Here is a 17,816-nt window from a genome sequence, read left to right as displayed (position 1 = left end):
AAAAGACCCGCTCAAACCAATGGGAGAAAGAGAATGACACTGTTCAGAAGCAATGGCGACCGGGTTCCGGCCGCTATCGAAGCGATGGCCGAGGAGGCGCGGGCAGGGCGTGTCGACCGGCGCGAATTCCTGGCTCTGGCAAGCGCTTTCGGTGCATCGACGGCTTTCGCCTATGGCATGCTCGGCCTTGCCGCGCCGACCAAGGCCCTTGCCGATGAGCCCAAGAAGGGCGGTACGCTGCATGTCGCGATGTCGGTCAAGGCGCAGAAGGATCCGCGCACCTATGACTGGACGGAGATGGCAAACGTCACCCGCACGTGGCTGGAACCGCTGGTGCGCTACACGCACCAGTTCACTTTCGAGCCGGTGCTGCTCGAAAGCTGGGACGTCAATGACGACGCCACCGAATACACGCTGCACCTGCGCAAGGGCGTGACCTGGAACAATGGCGATGCCTTCAACGCCGATGATGTGGTTTTCAATCTGAACCGCTGGTGCGAGAAGGGGGCGTCCGGCAATTCCATGGCGGCTCGTGTCGGCGCGCTTATCGATGCCAAGACTGGCAAGGCCAAGGACGGCGCGATCACCAAGGTCGATGACCACACGGTCAAGCTGAAGCTCAACGAAGCCGACATCGCCATCATCCCCGGCCTCACCGACTATCCGGCCCTGGTCGTGCACCGCGACTTCGACAAGGACGGCGCCGACCCGATCAAGAAGCCGATCGGCACCGGAGCTTTCGAGCTGGTGTCCTATTCGGTTGGTCAGAAGGCGGTCGTCAAGCGCCGCGAGAACGGCAAGTGGTGGGGCGGCGAAGCGCCGCTCGACGGCGTGGAGTTCATCGACTACGGCACCGACTTCAACGCTACGCTGAATGCCTTCGATTCCGGCGAGATCGACCTCGACTTCGAAACGCCGGCCGACTACATCGACCCGCTAGACAAGATGGATCTGGTGAAGTCGGAGGTCGCGACGGCGACCACGCTCGTTGCCCGCACCAACATCACGCATAAGCCCTATGACGACAAGCGGGTGCGCAACGCGCTGCAGATGGCGGTCGACAACAACCAGGTGATGCAGCTCGGCTATAATGGCCGCGGCACGGTCGGCGAGAACCACCATGTCAGCCCGATCCATCCTGAATACTACCCGCTGCCCAAGAAGGAGCGCGACGCCGCCGGCGCCAAGAAGCTGATGGCGGAGGCAGGTCAGGCCGATTTCGAGCATGAGCTGATCACGGTCGAGGACGAATGGCAGAAGAACACCGGCGATGCGATTGCCGGCCAGCTGCGCGACGCCGGCATCAAGGTGAAGCGCACGGTGCTGCCCGGCTCGACCTTCTGGAACGACTGGACGAAATATCCTTATTCCATGACCATCTGGTACATGCGCCCGCTCGGCGTGCAGGTGCTGGCGCTCGGCTACCGCACCGGCGAGGCCTGGAACGAGACGGCCTATTCCAACCCGGAGTTCGACGCCAAGCTCAAGGATGCGCTGTCGCAGATCGACGTCGCCAAGCGCAAGGAGGTGATGAAGGATGTCGAGGCGATCCTGCAGGATTCCGGCGTCATCATCCAGCCCTTCTGGCAGAAGCTCTACTGCCATATGAACAAGAAGGTGAAGAACTATTCGATGCACCAGACCTACGAAATGGACTTCCAGAACGTCTGGCTGGATGCCTGAGCGCGACTGGGCTTCATGAGCCGCAAAAAAGCCGGTATGCAGGATGCGTGGCAGCGAGCTTGCCGCCACGCACCGAACCTCGGAGTTCCTGCATGAAGCCGACAATGCTTGCCGCTGCCATGTCGATAGCCTTGCCCGGCGCCGCGCTTGCCGGGCCGGCTTCCAACACCGTGAAGTTCTTCTACATGCCGGAGGTGAAGTTCGAGGCGGACGCCAAATACCGCGACCGCTTCACCGAGCCGGTCACCAAGCTGTTCGAAGCCAACGACAGGGCGCAGAAGGAGAAGCCCGACGAGGTGTCCTGCATCGACTTCGCCCCCGGCCTCGACGCCCAGGACTTCGATCAGAAGACCCTGTCGAAGACGCTGAAGCTCACCGAAGCCGTCAACGGCGACACCGCCGAGGTGACGGCAAGCTTCAATCTTTTCCCGGAAGGCGATGACTCCAAACGCGAAATGGTGTGGCCGCTGAAGAAAGTGGGCGGCAAGTGGAAGATCGCCGATATCACCTCCAAGACCAGCGACTGGAAGCTCAGCGCGCTGGAATGCGGCGCCTCGACGGAGTGACGCCGTGCTTCGCTGGTCCGTCCTCGTGCTGTCGAGCTTGTCGATGCTGGCCGCGGGGCTGAGCGGCGGAGCCTCGGCGCAGGCGCTCTTCGGCTCGCCGCCCCCGAACGCGTCTTCAGGCGACAAAGCGCCCAAGACCGACAAGTCGCCGCCTGCCGCGGCGCCGGAAATCAAGCCGACCGAACCGGCGCCCGTCGCACCTGTCCTGCCCGGATCGCCGACCGCGGTGGTGAAGCCGTTCTACGAACATGTCGGGTTGGAACTCGACCCTTCTCAGCGCAAGAATTTCATCGATCCGGCGAAAACCGTGCTCGACAAGAGCGATGCGCTGCGCGTCTCGGGGCAGGGCGAGTGCCTCGACCCCAACATGGCGCTCGACAATGTAGATTATGACAAGCTCGCCATCGACCGGAGCCTGCGCACCATCGAAGCCGTCAATGGCGACGAGGCCAAGGTGGTCGTCGCCTTCGTCGTCGAAGGCCACCAGCACCGGCTGGAATGGAAGCTGAAGAAGGTCGGCGGCGCCTGGAAGGTCTCCGACCTTCTGTCGGTCACCGGCGAGTGGGCGCTCAGCCAGTATCAGTGCGAATGATAATGGTGATTGAAGATCAGGGCTGGCGTTCCTTCGCGCGCTGTCCCGCCAGCCTTTCGCAACAAATCTCAACCCCTTCCGCGATAGGGCGCAACGCCAGTATCCGGCAGCCAGGCGTCCTTGGGCGGCGCGCCGGTCTGCCAGAAGACGTCGATCGGAATGCCGCCGCGCGGGAACCAGTAGCCGCCCACGCGCAGCCAGAGCGGCTTGGTGGCCTCCACGATGCGGCGGCCGATCATCACGGTGCACTCCTCATGGAAGGCGCCGTGGTTGCGGAACGAGGTCATGAACAATTTCAGCGACTTCGATTCCACCAGCGTCCGGTCAGGCGCGTAGTCGATGACGATGTGGGCGAAATCCGGCTGGCCGGTGACCGGGCACAGCGAGGTGAATTCGGGGCAGGTGAAGCGCACGATCGCCGGCGGGCCGTCGCCGCGCTGGAACGGCACGGTCTCCAGGACTGCCTGTTCGGGGCTCTGTGGCGTCTCGACGTGCTTGCCGAGCTGGGTGAGGTTCTTGGCGTCGGTCATGGTAGCTCCTTGCTGCCGCAAGCCAATCGGGCGCGGCTGTTGGCGGCTCCTTAACACAATTGAAATGGCAGGAAGAAGATGACCAGCAACGACCCGCTTCTCCAACCCTATCAGCTCAAGCACCTGACGCTGAAGAACCGGGTGATGTCGACGAGCCATGAGCCGGCCTATTCCGAGGACGGCATGCCGAAGGAGCGTTACCGGCTCTATCATGCCGAGAAAGCCAAGGGTGGCATGGCGCTGACCATGACGGCGGGCTCGGCGATCGTCTCGCGCGACAGTCCGGCTGCCTTCGGCAATCTGCATGTCTATGACGACAGGATCGTGCCGTGGTTGGCCGAACTCGCCGATGCCTGCCATGAGCATGACTGCAAGGTGATGATCCAGATCACGCATCTCGGCCGCCGCACGGGCTGGAACAAGGCCGACTGGCTGCCGGTGCTGTCGGCCTCGCCGGTGCGCGAGCCGGCGCACCGCGCGTTCCCGAAGACCATCGAGGAGTGGGATATCGAGCGCATCGTCGCCGACTATGCTTCCGCCGCGCAGCGCTGCCAGGCAGCCGGGCTCGACGGCATCGAGTTCGAATCCTATGGCCATCTGATGGACGGCTTCTGGTCACCGCTCACCAACCATCGCGACGACGAGTTCGGCGGCTCGCTCGGCAACCGGCTGCGCTTCACCGACATGGTTCTGGATGCGGTCCGCGCCGCGGTCGGTAGAGAATTCATCGTCGGCATCCGCATGGTCGCCGACGAGGACGTCGAAAATGGCATCACGAAGGAAGTTGGCGTCGAGATCGCCAGGCGCTTGGCCTCATCCGGCAAGGTCGATTTTCTCAACATCATCCGCGGCACGATCGAGACCGACGCGTCGCTGACCAAGGTCATCCCGGTGGCCGGCATGCGGTCCTCGCCGCATCTCGATTTCGCCGGCGAGGTGAGGGCGGCGACGAAGTTCCCGACCTTCCATGCGGCGCGCATTTCCGATGTCGCCACGGCTCGCCACGCCATCGCCACCGGCAAACTCGACATGGTCGGCATGACCCGCGCGCATATCGCCGATCCGCATATCGTCCGCAAAGTGATGGAGGGCCGCGAGCACGAGATCCGGCCTTGCGTCGGCGCCACCTATTGCCTCGACCGCATCTATGAGGGCGGCGAGGCGCTTTGCGTCCACAACGCAGCGACCGGCCGCGAGGCGACCATTCCGCACGTCATCGCAAAGAGCGAGGGACCGAAGAAGAAAGTCGTGGTGGTGGGCGCTGGCGCCGGCGGCCTGGAGGCCGCCCGCGTCGCAGCCGAACGTGGCCATCAGGTGACAGTGCTGGAAGCCTCAAGCCAGGCCGGGGGACAGGTGCGCTTGGCAACTCAGAACCCGCGCCGCAAGGAACTGATTGGCATCATCGACTGGCGATTGGCCGAGCTCGACCGTCTCGGCGTTGAAATCCGCTACGACACCTGGGCCGAGAAGAGCGATGTGCTGGCGCTGTCGCCGGATGTGGTGATCGTCGCCACCGGTGGCATGCCGCAGAACCCGCCGCTGACGGCCGGCGACAATCTTGTCACCTCGAGCTGGGACATCATGGCCGGGAGCGTCAAGCCGGCCGAGAACGTGCTGCTTTACGACGACAATGGCGGCCATCAGGGCATGGGCGCCGCCGAGCTGATCGCCAACAGTGGCTCGAAGCTGGAACTGGTTTCGCCCGAGCGCTTCTTCGCGCCGGAAATGGGCGGTCTGAACCACGTGCCCTATATGCGCGCCTTCCACGAAAAAGGCGTCACCGTCACCATCAACACCCGCCTGCGTTCGGTGCGGCGCGAGGGCAACCAGCTCGTCGCCGAGCTGGCCTCGGACTTCGCCGACGGCTGGCGCGGCGAGCGGCGCATCGACCAGGTGGTGGTCGAGCACGGCACCGTGCCGCTCGACGATCTTTATCTGTCGCTCAAACCCCTGTCGAAGAACGGCGGCGCGGTCGACTATGAGCGGCTGGTGAGCGGCGGCGACATCTTCCCCGCTCGCAATGCCGAAGGCGGCTTCGTGCTGTTTCGCATCGGCGACGCTGTCGCCTCGCGCAACATCCACGCCGCCATCTATGACGGCATCCGGTTCGGGATCAGGATCTGAGGGTTGTGACGCGCAACGGACCTTTGCAAGGAGAGCCACCTGCCGCTTTGGTCCGTTGCGCGCCGCGCCCGGTCGGTTTTGCCGGCCGTGCGTTTCAAAACAGCTTGGCAGACGCCATGCAAAACACGGTGATGACCAGCAGCCCGCCGGCAATGCGTTCGCCTCTGGTCATTTTCGCCCGCAGCTGGATTTGCGTCGCCTGATCGGCACCGGCCAGCTGTCTGCTGGCGGAGGCGACAAGCGCACCCTGCACGCCGGCGGCGACCAGCGCCGTCAAAATGCCCAGCGCCAGCACCTTCTCCATCGAGCCGAAAGCCCCTTCGTGGAAGAAATACCAGAGCAATATGCCGGTCAGGAACGCCAGGCCGGAGGCGCCGAGCTGCGGCCGGATGAAGCGCTCCGCCTTGATCTCCGGATCGCGGGCAACCGCAATGGTTGTGCCGGCCCAGAACACGCCGGCCATGACGTGCAGACCGATGGTGACGATATACACATATTGCATGACCGCATTCCTCTCTGCCGCCCGCCGCGCGTCGCAGCATGCCGACGCCATCAATAAGACAAAGTTAGATATCTAACGGTTAGATGTCAATCATGAAGCCAGGTTTCATGTTCCAATCGCTTTGCTCTACTGTCAGGTCATGACACCGTTTGACCGTCCGCCCGTCGGCATGACTCTCGCTCGTACCTCGAAAGTGGTGGCGCAGGCTTTCGATGCCGCGATGGTTGAGGCCGGCGGCACGCTGCCGGTCTGGGTGACTTTGCTGTCGGTCAAGTCGAAGGAACTGGCGAACCAGCGCGAGCTTGCCGGCATGATCGGTATCCAGGGCGCGACTCTCACCCATCACCTCAACGGCATGGAGGCGCAAGGATTGCTGACACGCCGCCGCGATCCGGAAAACCGCAGGGTCCATCAGGTGGCGTTGACGGAAGCCGGCGAAGCGCTGTTCGAAAAGTTGCGCCTCGCGGCGGTAGCCTTCGACAAGCGTCTGCGGGCTGGTATCCCCGATGACAAGCTCGCCGAATTCACGCAGGTGCTTGCGGCCCTTAGGCGCAACGCCGAGCCGCCTCAGTCGTAACCGGCTATCGCGCCGAAGGCGTAGTGGCGCAGCTTGAGCGCCGCGATCAACGCCGTCAGTTTCGCCTTGCCGTCAAAAGAGCACGTCGAGGATGTTGCTGGTGCCGTTCAGCGGACCGTCGTCGAAGGTGACGTAAATGGTGCGATCGGCGGCCAAGGCCGGCCATGCGATCGACAACAGCAGTGGCAGGATAAGGCGAAGCGGCATCCGCGAGATCCGGTTGCGATCTCTCAGGCCGCCATGGCTGAACCGACGTGTCAAGTTGGCTGAACACTGGGTAGTGGGTCAGTTTGAAATTGCTCACCTCTAGGAGGCCTTCCAGCGCCTATAATCCGATTATAGATTGTCCTCAAGTTTTATTAGAGTATGCTTATATTAGGCACAGAGGGCCCTGCCTCCAATGATGCGGCGTACAAAGCGTCTTAGGGAGGAAAACCATGAGAACCCTTCTTATCGTCACGACGGCACTTGCATTCGCAGCCTCCGCTCCCGCGCTTGCGGACCCTAAAGGCAGCACTACGACGACCACGTCTGAACAGGGACATAGCGGGAACCCGCCAAACAATGACAATGGGACGACCACGACCACCACAACGACCGGACCAAGCGGTCAGATAAACAATGGGAAGCTCGACTGTAACAATTGCGATACGACCACCACGACGACTGGGCCTGGCAACAGCACCAAATAAGAGCGCGGAACTCCGCTTACCGGGGCGCCTTCCCCAATGCGCCCCGCTTTTTTCCCCATCCCGATCGCCGCAGGGCTTACAACATAGCGGCTTGCTTTTTGTAGGGGCCGCGCGCCAGCCGCCTCAGTCGTAGTCCGATGTCGCGCCGAAGATGTAGCGTCGCCGTACCCTTCATAGGGCGGAGACACTTATGAGGGCTTCGGCCGGCGAGAACCGGAGCGGAGCGTACTTAACGTACGTGAGCGCAGGAAGCGCAGAAGGCCGCTGTTCACGGGCCGGCCTCACCCGAATAGCAACTGACCTTAGGCCAAGCTGCCCTGCAGCACCTTCAGCTTCGTCTTCTTCGGGCTACGCGCCAAAAGCCATTCGCGCGCCTTGTCCTGCGGCATCGGGAAGGCGATGGAATAGCCTTGCACCTGGTCGCAGCCGATCGCCATCAGCGAGTCGAGCTCGGCCTCGGTTTCGGCGCCCTCGGCGACGATCGAGATGCCGAGCCCGCGGGCAAGCTCGGTGATGGCGCGCACGATCTTGGAGTTGTCGCCGTTCTCGTTGATGTTCTGGACGAAGCGGCGGTCGATCTTGAGCCGGTCGATCTCGTTGGGGTTGACGTGGCTGAGCGAGGCATAGCCGGTGCCGAAGTCGTCAAGCTCGAGATGCACGCCGGCGGCGCGGATGTGGCGCAGCTTGGCGGCGATCCCGGTCTTCTCGTCATCGAGGATGACGGATTCCACGATCTCCAGCGCCAGCTTCTGTGGGGGCAGCCCTGCCCGCTCCAGCGTGCCGAACAAGAAGGCGTCGAAATCGAGCTCGCGCAGCTCCGTGCCCGAGACATTGACGGCGATGCGCCCGAAATCGATGCCGGCGCGGTTCCATTCGGCGGCTTCCTCGATCGCTTTGGCGATAACGATGCGGCCGACATCCGGCATGAAGCCGCATTTTTCGGCGACGGGAATGAATTCGCCGGGCGAGATCATACCGCGCGTCGCGTGTTTCCAGCGCACCAGCGCCTCGATGCCGCTGATCTTGCCGCTGGTCAGCGATACCTGCGGCTGGAAATAGACCTCAAAACTCTTGTTGGCGATCGCCGTGCGGATGTCCTGTTCGAGCTGCTTGCGGTAGTCTAGCTCGCGGCGCAGTTCCTCGGAGAAGAAGGAGAAGTTGCCGCCGCCGAGCTTCTTGGCGGAATAAAGCGCGAGATCGGCATGGACGAGCAGGTCCTGCGCGTTGTCGGCGTCGACCGGATAGACGGCGATGCCGGCGCTGGCGCCGGGCATGATGGTCGTGCCCTGGAACGTGATCGGCTCGTTGATCTCGCCGAGGATGCGCTTGGCCAGCGCATGGATGTCCTCGGTGCTGCCGGCGCCGTTGAGGATCATGACGAACTCGTCGCCGCCAAGCCGCGCGCACAGATCCGACGCGCGGCAGGAATCGCGCATGCGCTGCGCGGTCACCACCAGCACGTAGTCGCCGGCGGCATGGCCAAGCGTGTCGTTGATCTGCTTGAAGCGGTCGAGATCGAGCTGGATCACCGCCAGGCGCTCGCGGCGGCGGTGAGCGCCTTTGATCAGCGTTTCGAAATGGTCGGTAAGGAAGGTGCGGTTGTGCAGCCCGGTCAGGCCGTCATGCACGGCGATGAAGGCCATCGAGTTGCGCGCGTCGACCAGCTCGCGTGTCTTGCGCAGGATGGCGTTGGACATCGGCCGGAAAATGAACAACGCGACCAGCACGATGACGCCAAGGGTGGCAAAGAAAAGGGTGCGGTGCAGGTTGAGCAATTGACCGGAGCGTTCGTCTGCAAAGGCGCTGATGCGCTGGCCGAGCGCGGCATAGCCGGACAAGGTCGCATTGGCGAGGGAGGCGTCGAGGCCGGCGCGCTCGGTGCCGCCCTTGTAGCCATCGCTTTGCATGCCGAGTTGGGATCCGAAGGACGAGGCCAGTCGCTCTCCGTTGGCCACCAGACCGACGGAGAAATAGTCGAGATGGAACGGCTTGCTGAACAGCACGTATTCGATCGATTTGGGATCGTTGCGCGCCGGCGACAGCGGGTCGGCGCCGGTCTCGGTGAGCAGCCGGTCGTAATTGGTTTCGAACTCGCCGGTCGCCTGCTTGAGCGCGGTCACCAGCGCCGGCTGCTTGTCGCGCGAGGCAGCACCCGTGGCGCTGGCCAGGAAGACGATGCGCTGCGACAGCGCCTTCTGCGTCTGGACGATGTCGAGCAGCGCATCATTATGCTGCTGCTGCGCCATCAACTGCTGCAGAAGGATGAAGGAGGCGATCACCATGGCGGCGATAATCGTCAGCGCCAGCCAGTAGCCGGTCTTGATGAGCAGGATCAGCTTGCGCGAAACGCTCTGCACTGGCTGCTGCGACATAACTGGGTGACCCCTCCGGTCGACGGATACCTGCCAAGGATTCGTGGCGGGAAAACGATTAACTTGAAAGGGTTAACGGGTCGGCAAGGTGATCGCGGCAGCGCGGAAAAGCTCGCAAGATGGTTATCACGTCCTTTCTCGCACATCTCTTTTTTGATCCTATTGCCGCCACGCCATCGCAGGGATTGCGACCGGGCTTTCGCAGCGCCACCGAAGCGGTCGCTTTTGCGATGGATTTTTCGTGCCCGTAGCGCGACAGTCCGGCCTCGAACCGAACAGGGCCGACCATGAGCAAAGCATTCCTTTCCCATATCGAAAGCGAGCTTCAAGGGCTGAAATCGGCCGGACTCTACAAGTCCGAGCGGGTGATCTCCTCGATGCAATCCGCCGAGATCGAGGTCGGCGGCGAAAAGGTGCTGAATTTCTGCGCCAACAACTATCTCGGGCTCGCCGACAGCCCGGATCTGCGCGACGCGGCAAAGCACGCGCTCGACCGCTACGGCTACGGCATGGCCTCCGTGCGCTTCATTTGCGGCACGCAGGAGGAACACAAGCAGCTCGAGGCGACCATCTCCTCCTTTCTGGGCATGGACGATACCATCCTCTATTCTTCCTGCTTCGACGCCAATGGCGGCCTGTTCGAAACGCTGCTCGGCGAGGAGGACGCCATCATCTCGGATGCGCTGAACCACGCCTCGATCATCGACGGCGTGCGGCTCTCGAAGGCCAAACGTTTCCGCTACGCCAACAACGACATGGCCGATCTCGAGGCCCGGCTGAAAGAGGCCAAGGACTGCCGCTTCCGGCTGATCGCCACCGACGGCGTGTTCTCGATGGACGGCATCATCGCCAATCTCAAGGGCGTCTGCGACCTCGCCGAGAAATACGACGCCATGGTCATGGTCGACGACAGCCATGCGGTCGGCTTCGTCGGCAAGAACGGCCGCGGCTCGGCCGAGCATTGCGGCGTCGAGGGCAGGGTGGACATCATCACGGGCACGCTCGGCAAGGCGCTGGGCGGCGCCTCGGGCGGTTACACGTCGGGCAAAAGCCAGGTGGTCGACTGGCTGCGCCAGCGCTCGCGCCCCTATCTCTTCTCCAACACGCTGATGCCGGCGATCGCCGGCGCCTCGATCAAGGTCTTCGACCTGATCCGCCATGGCGACGCGTTGCGCGAGCGCCTATATGCCAATGCGGACCGGTTCCGTTCCAGGATGGGCAAGCTCGGCTTCACGCTGGCTGGCGCCGATCATCCGATCATCCCGGTGATGCTGGGCGACGCGGCGCTGGCGCAGGAGATGGCGCAGCGCATGCTGAAGCGCGGCATCTATGTCATCGGCTTCTCCTTCCCGGTGGTGCCGAAGGGCCAAGCGCGCATCCGCACGCAGATGTCTGCCGCCCATTCCAGCGCCGACATCGACCGTGCGGTCGCGGCCTTCGGCGACGTGGGAAAAGAACTGGGTGTAATCGCTTGACCCACGCCGAGGAAAACAGAAGTCGGCCATGACGATCGATGTCACGAGCAGGATCGAGATCGCCAGGCCCCGCGCGGTCGTCGCCGCCTTTTCCGCCGATCCGGACAACGTGCCCCGCTGGTACGTCAATATCAAATCGGTCGAATGGAAGACGCCCCGACCGGTCCAGGTAGGATCGAGAATTGCGTTCGTAGCGCAGTTCCTCGGACGGCGGCTTGTTTACACCTACGAAATTGTAGATCTCGTGCAGGGCGAGCGGCTGGTGATGCGAACCGCCGAAGGACCGTTTCCCATGGAAACGAGTTATGCATGGCGCGATACCCGAGAAGGCGCTACCCATATGGCGCTCCGGAACCGCGGTACCCCGACAGGCTTTTCCCGTCTTGTGGCGCCGTTTATCGCCCTGGCCGTTCGGCGTTCGACCGATCGAGACTTGCTCCGGCTGAAGAACATTCTGGAGGCGGCGCACTGATGAAACCGATCCCATCGAGAGAGGCAAGATTTTTGAGGAGCGTCTGATGTCGAACATGATGAAGGCGCTGGTGAAGGCCAAGGCCGAGCCGGGCATCTGGATGGAAGAGGTGCCGGTGCCGGAGATCGGCCCCAACGACGTGCTGATCAAGGTCAAGAAGACCGCGATCTGCGGCACCGACGTCCATATCTACAATTGGGACCAGTGGGCGCAGAAGACGGTGCCCGTGCCGATGGTGACGGGCCACGAATTCGTCGGCACGGTCGCTGATTTCGGCTCCGCGGTCACCGAATACAAGGTCGGCCAGCGCGTGTCGGGCGAAGGCCACATCGTCTGCGGCCATTGCCGCAACTGCCGCGCCGGGCGAGGGCATCTCTGCCGCAACACGATCGGCGTCGGCGTCAACCGCCCCGGCGCCTTCGGCGAGTATCTGGCGATCCCACAGCACAATGTCGTGCCGATCCCCGACGATGTGCCGGACGAGATCGCCGCTATCTTCGATCCGCTGGGCAATGCCGTGCACACGGCCTTGTCCTTTGATCTGGTCGGTGAGGACGTGCTGGTCACCGGCGCCGGGCCGATCGGCATCATGGGTGCGCTGGTGGCGCAATGCGTCGGCGCGCGAAAGGTCGTCATCACCGATATCAACCCGGTGCGACTGGATCTGGCGCGAAAACTCGGTGTCCAGCATGTCGTCGACGCCTCTAAGGAAAAGCTGCGCGATGTGATGCCGTCGATCGGCATGAGCGAAGGTTTCGACGTCGGGCTGGAGATGTCAGGCGCGGCCCCTGCCTTTCGCGACATGATCGACACCATGAACAATGGCGGCAAGATCGCCATCCTCGGCATCGCGCCGACCGGCTTCGAGATCGACTGGAATAAGGTCATCTTCAAGATGCTGCATCTCAAAGGCATCTACGGCCGCGAGATGTTCGAGACCTGGTACAAGATGATCGCCCTGGTGCAAGGCCCGCTGGATGTCTCGGGGCTGATCACCCATCGCATCGGGATCGACGATTTCCAGGTGGGGTTCGATGCGATGAGGAGTGGGAGTTCTGGGAAGGTTGTGATGGATTGGTGAGAGCCTCTGGAGAGATGTCGAGTTCCTTCGCCCCCCTCTGTCCTGCCGGACATCTACCCCTCAAGGAGGGAGATCAGCCGTCACGCCGGCCTTCGCCAATCGCGGACCTTGCAAGACGAGCGCCGTCGCCAAAGCTGCCAATCTCCCCCCAAGAGGGGGAGATGTCCGGCAGGACAGAGGGGGGCGCTGTCCCGCCGGCCTCTCATCTACTTTCTCTCCAAAGCCTCTTCCAGCGCCGCCACCCCCCTGGCAATCGCCGCGCGCTCCTCCACACTCAGCTTCCCCAGCAACTCCCTTTCAAACGCCTTCGCCAGCGGCACCATCTCGCGATAGGCGGCTAAACCCGTCTTGGTCAGGGCGAGGCGCTCTACGCGGCGATCATTCTCATCCGGCGTCCGCGTCAACCACCTACGCCGTTCCAACTCCGCCACCGCCCGCGACACCTTCGTCTTGTGCATGGCCGATTGCTCGCCGAGCTCCGTCGCCGTCATCGTGCCCCGCTCGCCAAGCCCCGACAGCGTGCGCCATTCCGGTCGCGTCAGGCCGTGACGCTCCTTGTAGATCCGCGAAAATTCGCGGCTGACGGTGTCGGCAAGCCGGTAGAGCCGGTAGGGCAGGAAGCTTTCCAGTTCAAGGATATCCGGTTCCATGAAGCGCTCCGGGATGCATCGTGGCCGTTGATAGTTACATTTTCAATGGTTACAAATGAAACCAGTTTGGTCAACATCGCCTGCAGGCCAAGTTCTTGAAGCTTGCAAGCCGGGATCAGGGAGGATCGGATGGGCTTTTCCTACATGCCGGGTTTCGGCAATGATTTCGAAACCGAGACGCTGCCCGGATCGCTGCCGCAGGGCCGCAACTCGCCGCAGCGGCCGGCCTACGGCCTCTATGCCGAGCAGCTTTCGGGCTCGCCCTTCACCGCGCCGCGCGGCACCAACGAGCGCTCCTGGCTTTACCGCATCCGTCCGAGCGTAAAGCACACCGGCCGCTTCAAGGGCGCCAGCTACCCTTTGTGGAAGACGGGGCCCAATATCGGCGATCACGAGCTGGCGCTCGGCCAATACCGCTGGAACCCGACGCCGATGCCGACCGAGCCGACCGACTTCATTTCCGGCATGCGTACCTTCACCACGGCCGGCGATGCGGTTGGCCAGTCGGGCATGGCAGCGCATGTCTATGTCGCCAACCGGTCGATGGTGGACGACCATTTCTTCAACGCCGACGGCGAATTGCTGGTCGTGCCGCAGGTGGGCGCGCTGCGCTTCGTCACCGAGATGGGGGTGATTGAGCTTCGCCCCGGCGAGATCGCGGTGCTGCCGCGCGGCCTCGTCTTCAAGGTCGAGCTCGCCGACAAGGAGGCGCGCGGCTATGTCTGCGAGAATTACGGCGCCAAGTTCACCATGCCCGACCGCGGCCCGATCGGCGCCAATTGCCTGGCCAATCCGCGCGATTTCAAAACGCCCTGCGCCTGGTTCGAGGAGAAGGAGACGCCCTGCCGGCTGATCGTCAAATGGTGCGGCGCCTTCCACGTTACCGAACTCGGCCATTCGCCGCTCGACGTCGTCGCCTGGCATGGCAACTACGCGCCCTACAAATATGATCTGGCGACGTTTTCGCCCGTCGGCGCCATCCTGTTCGACCACCCCGATCCATCGATCTTCACCGTGCTGACGGCGCCGAGCGGCGAGGAGGGCACGGCCAACGTCGACTTCGTCATCTTCCCGCCGCGCTGGGTGGTGGCCGAAAATACGTTCCGGCCGCCCTGGTACCATCGTAACATCATGAGCGAGTTCATGGGCCTGATCCATGGCCAGTACGACGCCAAGGAGGAAGGTTTCGTGCCCGGCGGCATCAGCCTGCACAACCAGATGCTGGCGCATGGCCCGGATGCTTCCGGCTTCGAGAAGGCGACGCGCGCCGACCTGAAGCCGGTCAAGCTCGACAACACCATGGCCTTCATGTTCGAAACGCGCTTTCCGCAGATGCTGACGCGCTACGCCGCCGAGCTCGGCACCTTGCAGGAGAACTACATCGACTGCTGGGCCGACCTGAAGAAGCGTTTCAACGGCACCCCGGAAGGCGACTGGTCTTGAATACCGAAAACGTGGATCGGCTCGTCCTGCTCGGCTCCAAGGGTGGCCCGGCAGTCCGGCCGGGCGGACCCTGGCCGAGTTCGTCGCTGCTTGAAATCGGTGGGCGCACCATCGTCGTCGATTGCGGGCTGGGCGTCACGCGTGCGCTGACTGATGCCGGCGTCAGCCTGAAGGCGCTCGACCTGATCTTCGTCACGCACCTTCATTCGGACCACGTTCTGGAACTCGGGCCGCTGATCCACACCGCCTGGACGGCGGGGCTGGCGACGCCGGTGACCGTTTTTGGCCCACCCGGCACGGGGTACTACTGGCAATGCTTCTGCCAGGCGATGGAGTTCGACATCGAGATCCGCATCATCGACGAAGGCAGGCCGGACATCCGCGACCTGATCACGGTCGAGGAGTTCGGCGAAGGGTCGGTTTTGGACGAGCGAGGTCTGACGGTGACTTCGTTGCGCGTCGACCATCCGCCGGTCACCGACTGTTTTGCGCTGCGTTTCGAGCAGGGCGGCAAGAGCGTGGTGTTTTCCGCCGACACTGCCTTCTTTCCGCCACTGGCTGAGTTTGCCAAAGCTGCCGACATCCTTGTCCATGAGGCCATGCTGGAGGGAGGCGTGGAGCGACTGGTCGCCCGGACTGGCAACGGCGCGCGGCTGCGCGAGCATCTCCTAGCCAGCCACAGTTTTGCCGACGAAGCAGGCCGCATCGCCAGCGATGCCGGGGTGAGGCGGCTGGTGCTCAACCATCTCATTCCAGCCGACGATCCGGCGATCGGCGAGGACGACTGGATCGACGCCGTCAGGAAAACTTGGTCCGGCGACTTGACGATTGCCCGCGACGGCCTTGTTGTGGGGCTAAGCGGTCAGGACACCGCGTCAGGAGAGGAAACCGCATGAAGCTTGCCACATTGAAGAACGGGACGCGCGACGGAAAACTGGTCGTGGTCTCGCGCGATCTGACGCGGTTCACCGACGCTTCCTTCCTGGTGCCGACGCTGCAGGCTGCGCTCGACGATTGGCGCCGCATTGCGCCGCATCTGGCGGCCATGGCCGAATCGCTTGAGACCAACGCGGTGCCCTCGGCGCGTTTCCATGAGCACGACGCGCATTCGCCGCTTCCGCGCGCCTATCAATGGGCGGACGGCTCCGCCTATGTGAACCATGTCGAGCTGGTGCGGAAAGCGCGCGGCGCCGAGATGCCGGCAAGCTTCTGGACCGACCCGCTGATCTACCAGGGCGGCTCGGACTCCTTCATTGCGCCGCGCGATCCGATCCGCATGGCCGACGAGGCCTTCGGCATCGACATGGAGGCCGAGGTCGCGGTCGTCGTCGACGACGTCCGGATGGGCGCCAGTCTGGAACAAGCGAAGGAGGCAATCCGCCTCATTATGCTGGTCAACGACGTCACACTGCGCGCTATCACCGGGCCGGAACTGGCCAAAGGCTTCGGCTTCTTCCAGTCGAAACCTTCGTCGGCCTTCTCGCCAGTCGCGGTCACGCCCGACGAGCTGGGCGATGCCTGGGACGGCGGCAAGGTCAATCTCTCGCTGCTGGTCGACGTCAACGGCAAGCCGTTCGGCCGCGCCAATGCCGGCGTCGACATGACCTTCGATTTCCCGACGCTGATCGCGCATGCCGCAAAGACCCGGCCGCTCGCCGCCGGAACCATCATCGGCTCCGGAACCGTCTCCAACAAGCTGAACGGCGGGCCGGGCAAACCCGTCTCGGCCGGCGGCGCCGGCTATTCCTGCATCGCCGAGCTGCGCATGATCGAAACCATCGAGTCCGGCGAACCGAAAACGCCCTTCCTGCGTTTTGGCGACACCGTGCGCATCGAGATGAAGGACAAGGCCGGCCATTCGATCTTCGGCGCCATCGAGCAGAAGGTCGAGAAATACGGGGGGTGAGAACCCGACGGTGACCTTGCTCGAGCACCTGCGCCGCATGGCCCGCAACAATCTGTGGTCGAACGACCGGCTCTACCGCGCGGTGCTCGCGCTCAAGCCCGGCGAGTTCGAGGCCGGGCGCGTCAGCTTCTTCCCTTCGATCAGGGAGACGCTCAATCACATCTTGGCGGTCGACCTTCTCTATTTCGACTTCCTGACCGATGGCGGCATGGGTGCCGCGGCTTACGACGACTTCATACCGTTAGACGCCGCCGCAAGCCTGGCAGCGGCACAGGCTGATTTCGACCGCAAGCTCATCGCTTTCTGCGACGGCCTGTCGGAGGCCGATCTCGACCGGCGCGTCGTCACCGACCGGCGCGAGGACGGCATGATCCCCGAACGGATCGGCGACATTCTCGCCCACGTCTTCCTGCACGACATTCACCATCGCGGCCAAGTGCATGCGATGCTCTCCGGCACTTCGGTGGCGCCGCCGCAATTGGATGAGTTTCTGCTCGACTACGACGTCAAGCTGAGGAAGGACGAGGTCAAGCGGCTAGGGCTGGAAAGTTAGGCAAGCGCAATGCTGTATCGAGCGAAATGCGAGTCGGATGTCAGGATGGTCAGGTTCTCCACCTGTGCTTGCGCAATCAGCAACCTATCGAATGGATCGCCGTGGTGCGGAGGTAAGTCGCCGACGGCATGCGCATGCTGCAAGGTAACGGCGAGGGGCTGAAACCGCATCCTCGGAAGCAATCCCGGCAGGTCATCTGGCGCCTGAAGTTTTCCAATTGACCGTTTGATGGCGATTTCCCAAACGCTTGCCGCGCTCGCGAACACCATGGCTTCCGAGTTCAGGATGGCGCGGTGCTGTTCGCTGAGACGTCGGTCGTCCGAAATCGACCAGAGGATAATGTGCGTATCGGCGAGAAACGGACCTGTCGTCATTTGACGTACTCGTCCCATTCGGGACCGAGTTCGTCAAAGTCGTCCGCAATCCATATCTTCCCTTTCAGGGCGCCGATACGCGGAAGCGGCTCGACCACCTCTGGAGGTACAATACGCGCGGCAACCTTGCCATGGCGCGTAAGCACAATCTCCTCGCCGGCTTCGGCGCGGCTTACGAGTTCCGACAATTTGGCCTTGGCTTCGGCGATGGAGACATTCATGGA

Annotated in this window: 19 protein-coding genes; 12 read left to right on the top strand and 7 right to left on the bottom strand. The window is 63.0% G+C overall.

Annotation, left to right across the window (positions count from 1 at the left end):
* Window positions 1-33: 33 nt before the first annotated feature.
* From LB526_RS07830 to LB526_RS07820, 3 genes are all read left to right on the top strand, one after another.
* Entirely contained in the window at window positions 34-1,683 is a 1,650-nt protein-coding gene (locus tag LB526_RS07830; protein WP_224601679.1) for an ABC transporter substrate-binding protein, read from the top strand.
* Between the two features lie 92 nt (window positions 1,684-1,775).
* Complete coding sequence (locus LB526_RS07825; protein WP_224627123.1) at window positions 1,776-2,249, top strand: DUF3828 domain-containing protein; 474 nt, start codon at window positions 1,776-1,778, stop codon at window positions 2,247-2,249.
* 4 nt (window positions 2,250-2,253) lie between these two features.
* On the top strand, window positions 2,254-2,841 hold the full coding sequence (locus LB526_RS07820) for a hypothetical protein (RefSeq protein WP_224627122.1): 588 nt from the start codon (window positions 2,254-2,256) through the stop codon (window positions 2,839-2,841).
* A gap of 68 nt (window positions 2,842-2,909) precedes the next feature.
* Here LB526_RS07820 and queF read toward each other — a convergent pair whose 3' ends face one another.
* The gene (gene queF, locus LB526_RS07815; RefSeq protein WP_126083116.1) at window positions 2,910-3,371 is read right to left on the bottom strand and encodes a preQ(1) synthase; all 462 of its coding nucleotides are present in this window, start codon (window positions 3,369-3,371) and stop codon (window positions 2,910-2,912) included.
* A gap of 78 nt (window positions 3,372-3,449) precedes the next feature.
* Here queF and LB526_RS07810 point away from each other — a divergent pair, with 78 nt between their 5' ends.
* Window positions 3,450-5,495, top strand: coding sequence for an FAD-dependent oxidoreductase (locus LB526_RS07810; protein ID WP_224627121.1), 2,046 nt, complete (start codon window positions 3,450-3,452; stop codon window positions 5,493-5,495).
* Between the two features lie 94 nt (window positions 5,496-5,589).
* Here the strand turns inward: LB526_RS07810 and LB526_RS07805 are convergent, their stop codons facing one another.
* Window positions 5,590-5,997 (bottom strand): hypothetical protein, encoded by a 408-nt coding sequence (locus LB526_RS07805; RefSeq protein ID WP_224627120.1) that lies wholly within the window; start codon window positions 5,995-5,997, stop codon window positions 5,590-5,592.
* Window positions 5,998-6,166: 169 nt separating this feature from the next.
* On the opposite strand from LB526_RS07805, the gene LB526_RS07800 reads away from it, so the two are divergent.
* On the top strand, window positions 6,167-6,574 hold the full coding sequence (locus LB526_RS07800) for a MarR family winged helix-turn-helix transcriptional regulator (protein WP_224529100.1): 408 nt from the start codon (window positions 6,167-6,169) through the stop codon (window positions 6,572-6,574).
* A 72-nt stretch (window positions 6,575-6,646) separates the two neighbouring features.
* On the opposite strand, the gene LB526_RS29555 is transcribed toward LB526_RS07800, so the two are convergent.
* Both LB526_RS29555 and LB526_RS07795 read right to left on the bottom strand, forming a co-directional pair.
* Window positions 6,647-6,781: a hypothetical protein gene (locus tag LB526_RS29555; RefSeq protein ID WP_263482482.1), complete on the bottom strand. Its 135-nt coding sequence runs from the start codon at window positions 6,779-6,781 to the stop codon at window positions 6,647-6,649.
* Window positions 6,782-7,568: 787 nt separating this feature from the next.
* Entirely contained in the window at window positions 7,569-9,638 is a 2,070-nt protein-coding gene (locus LB526_RS07795; RefSeq protein WP_224529099.1) for a putative bifunctional diguanylate cyclase/phosphodiesterase, read from the bottom strand.
* Between the two features lie 287 nt (window positions 9,639-9,925).
* Here LB526_RS07795 and LB526_RS07790 point away from each other — a divergent pair, with 287 nt between their 5' ends.
* From LB526_RS07790 to tdh, 3 genes are read left to right on the top strand one after another with little or no spacing between them, the layout of a single operon-like run.
* Window positions 9,926-11,113 carry a glycine C-acetyltransferase gene (locus LB526_RS07790; protein WP_224627119.1) on the top strand — a complete coding sequence of 396 codons (1,188 nt, stop codon included), beginning with the start codon at window positions 9,926-9,928 and terminating at the stop codon, window positions 11,111-11,113.
* Window positions 11,114-11,141: 28 nt separating this feature from the next.
* Entirely contained in the window at window positions 11,142-11,585 is a 444-nt protein-coding gene (locus LB526_RS07785; RefSeq protein ID WP_224610922.1) for an SRPBCC family protein, read from the top strand.
* A 46-nt stretch (window positions 11,586-11,631) separates the two neighbouring features.
* A complete protein-coding gene (tdh, locus tag LB526_RS07780; protein ID WP_224627118.1) occupies window positions 11,632-12,666 on the top strand; it encodes an L-threonine 3-dehydrogenase in 1,035 nt (344 codons plus the stop codon).
* Between the two features lie 206 nt (window positions 12,667-12,872).
* Here tdh and LB526_RS07775 read toward each other — a convergent pair whose 3' ends face one another.
* A complete protein-coding gene (locus LB526_RS07775; protein ID WP_224529342.1) occupies window positions 12,873-13,316 on the bottom strand; it encodes a MarR family winged helix-turn-helix transcriptional regulator in 444 nt (147 codons plus the stop codon).
* A gap of 129 nt (window positions 13,317-13,445) precedes the next feature.
* Here LB526_RS07775 and hmgA point away from each other — a divergent pair, with 129 nt between their 5' ends.
* Genes hmgA through LB526_RS07755 form a run of 4 tightly spaced genes read left to right on the top strand, consistent with a single transcriptional unit; the run spans window position 13,446 to window position 17,218 of the window.
* Window positions 13,446-14,759, top strand: coding sequence for a homogentisate 1,2-dioxygenase (gene hmgA / locus LB526_RS07770; RefSeq protein WP_224627117.1), 1,314 nt, complete (start codon window positions 13,446-13,448; stop codon window positions 14,757-14,759).
* The gene (locus tag LB526_RS07765) at window positions 14,756-15,655 is read left to right on the top strand and encodes an MBL fold metallo-hydrolase (RefSeq protein ID WP_224627116.1); all 900 of its coding nucleotides are present in this window, start codon (window positions 14,756-14,758) and stop codon (window positions 15,653-15,655) included. The genes hmgA and LB526_RS07765 overlap by 4 nt, the downstream gene beginning before the upstream one ends.
* Entirely contained in the window at window positions 15,652-16,665 is a 1,014-nt protein-coding gene (locus LB526_RS07760; protein WP_224627115.1) for a fumarylacetoacetate hydrolase family protein, read from the top strand. Before LB526_RS07765 ends, LB526_RS07760 begins: the two co-directional genes overlap by 4 nt.
* A 10-nt stretch (window positions 16,666-16,675) precedes the next feature.
* Window positions 16,676-17,218 carry a DinB family protein gene (locus LB526_RS07755; protein WP_224627114.1) on the top strand — a complete coding sequence of 181 codons (543 nt, stop codon included), beginning with the start codon at window positions 16,676-16,678 and terminating at the stop codon, window positions 17,216-17,218.
* Here LB526_RS07755 and LB526_RS07750 read toward each other — a convergent pair.
* Together LB526_RS07750 and LB526_RS07745 are read right to left on the bottom strand one after the other, a co-directional pair.
* Window positions 17,215-17,592, bottom strand: a complete 378-nt coding sequence (locus tag LB526_RS07750) for a type II toxin-antitoxin system VapC family toxin (RefSeq protein ID WP_140841003.1) — start codon at window positions 17,590-17,592, stop codon at window positions 17,215-17,217. The two genes, LB526_RS07755 and LB526_RS07750, sit on opposite strands and share 4 nt — an antisense overlap.
* Entirely contained in the window at window positions 17,589-17,813 is a 225-nt protein-coding gene (locus LB526_RS07745) for a type II toxin-antitoxin system Phd/YefM family antitoxin (protein WP_128259409.1), read from the bottom strand. The genes LB526_RS07750 and LB526_RS07745 overlap by 4 nt, the downstream gene beginning before the upstream one ends.
* Window positions 17,814-17,816: the final 3 nt, after the last annotated feature.

This window comes from Mesorhizobium sp. CA6, from assembly GCF_020165035.1.
Lineage (GTDB): Bacteria > Pseudomonadota > Alphaproteobacteria > Rhizobiales > Rhizobiaceae > Mesorhizobium.
This window is presented reverse-complemented; position numbering and strand designations above follow the sequence as displayed.

Coding starts and splice junctions, on each gene's coding strand:
- hmgA (WP_224627117.1), top strand. CDS start 13,446: ATGGGCTTTTCCTACATGCCGGGTTTCGGCAATGATTTCGAAACCGAG.
- LB526_RS07785 (WP_224610922.1), top strand. CDS start 11,142: ATGACGATCGATGTCACGAGCAGGATCGAGATCGCCAGGCCCCGCGCG.
- tdh (WP_224627118.1), top strand. CDS start 11,632: ATGTCGAACATGATGAAGGCGCTGGTGAAGGCCAAGGCCGAGCCGGGC.
- LB526_RS07795 (WP_224529099.1), bottom strand. CDS start 9,638: ATGTCGCAGCAGCCAGTGCAGAGCGTTTCGCGCAAGCTGATCCTGCTC.
- LB526_RS29555 (WP_263482482.1), bottom strand. CDS start 6,781: ATGCCGCTTCGCCTTATCCTGCCACTGCTGTTGTCGATCGCATGGCCG.
- LB526_RS07830 (WP_224601679.1), top strand. CDS start 34: ATGACACTGTTCAGAAGCAATGGCGACCGGGTTCCGGCCGCTATCGAA.
- LB526_RS07825 (WP_224627123.1), top strand. CDS start 1,776: ATGAAGCCGACAATGCTTGCCGCTGCCATGTCGATAGCCTTGCCCGGC.
- LB526_RS07810 (WP_224627121.1), top strand. CDS start 3,450: ATGACCAGCAACGACCCGCTTCTCCAACCCTATCAGCTCAAGCACCTG.
- LB526_RS07750 (WP_140841003.1), bottom strand. CDS start 17,592: ATGACGACAGGTCCGTTTCTCGCCGATACGCACATTATCCTCTGGTCG.
- LB526_RS07805 (WP_224627120.1), bottom strand. CDS start 5,997: ATGCAATATGTGTATATCGTCACCATCGGTCTGCACGTCATGGCCGGC.
- LB526_RS07775 (WP_224529342.1), bottom strand. CDS start 13,316: ATGGAACCGGATATCCTTGAACTGGAAAGCTTCCTGCCCTACCGGCTC.
- queF (WP_126083116.1), bottom strand. CDS start 3,371: ATGACCGACGCCAAGAACCTCACCCAGCTCGGCAAGCACGTCGAGACG.
- LB526_RS07745 (WP_128259409.1), bottom strand. CDS start 17,813: ATGAATGTCTCCATCGCCGAAGCCAAGGCCAAATTGTCGGAACTCGTA.
- LB526_RS07760 (WP_224627115.1), top strand. CDS start 15,652: ATGAAGCTTGCCACATTGAAGAACGGGACGCGCGACGGAAAACTGGTC.
- LB526_RS07790 (WP_224627119.1), top strand. CDS start 9,926: ATGAGCAAAGCATTCCTTTCCCATATCGAAAGCGAGCTTCAAGGGCTG.
- LB526_RS07800 (WP_224529100.1), top strand. CDS start 6,167: ATGACTCTCGCTCGTACCTCGAAAGTGGTGGCGCAGGCTTTCGATGCC.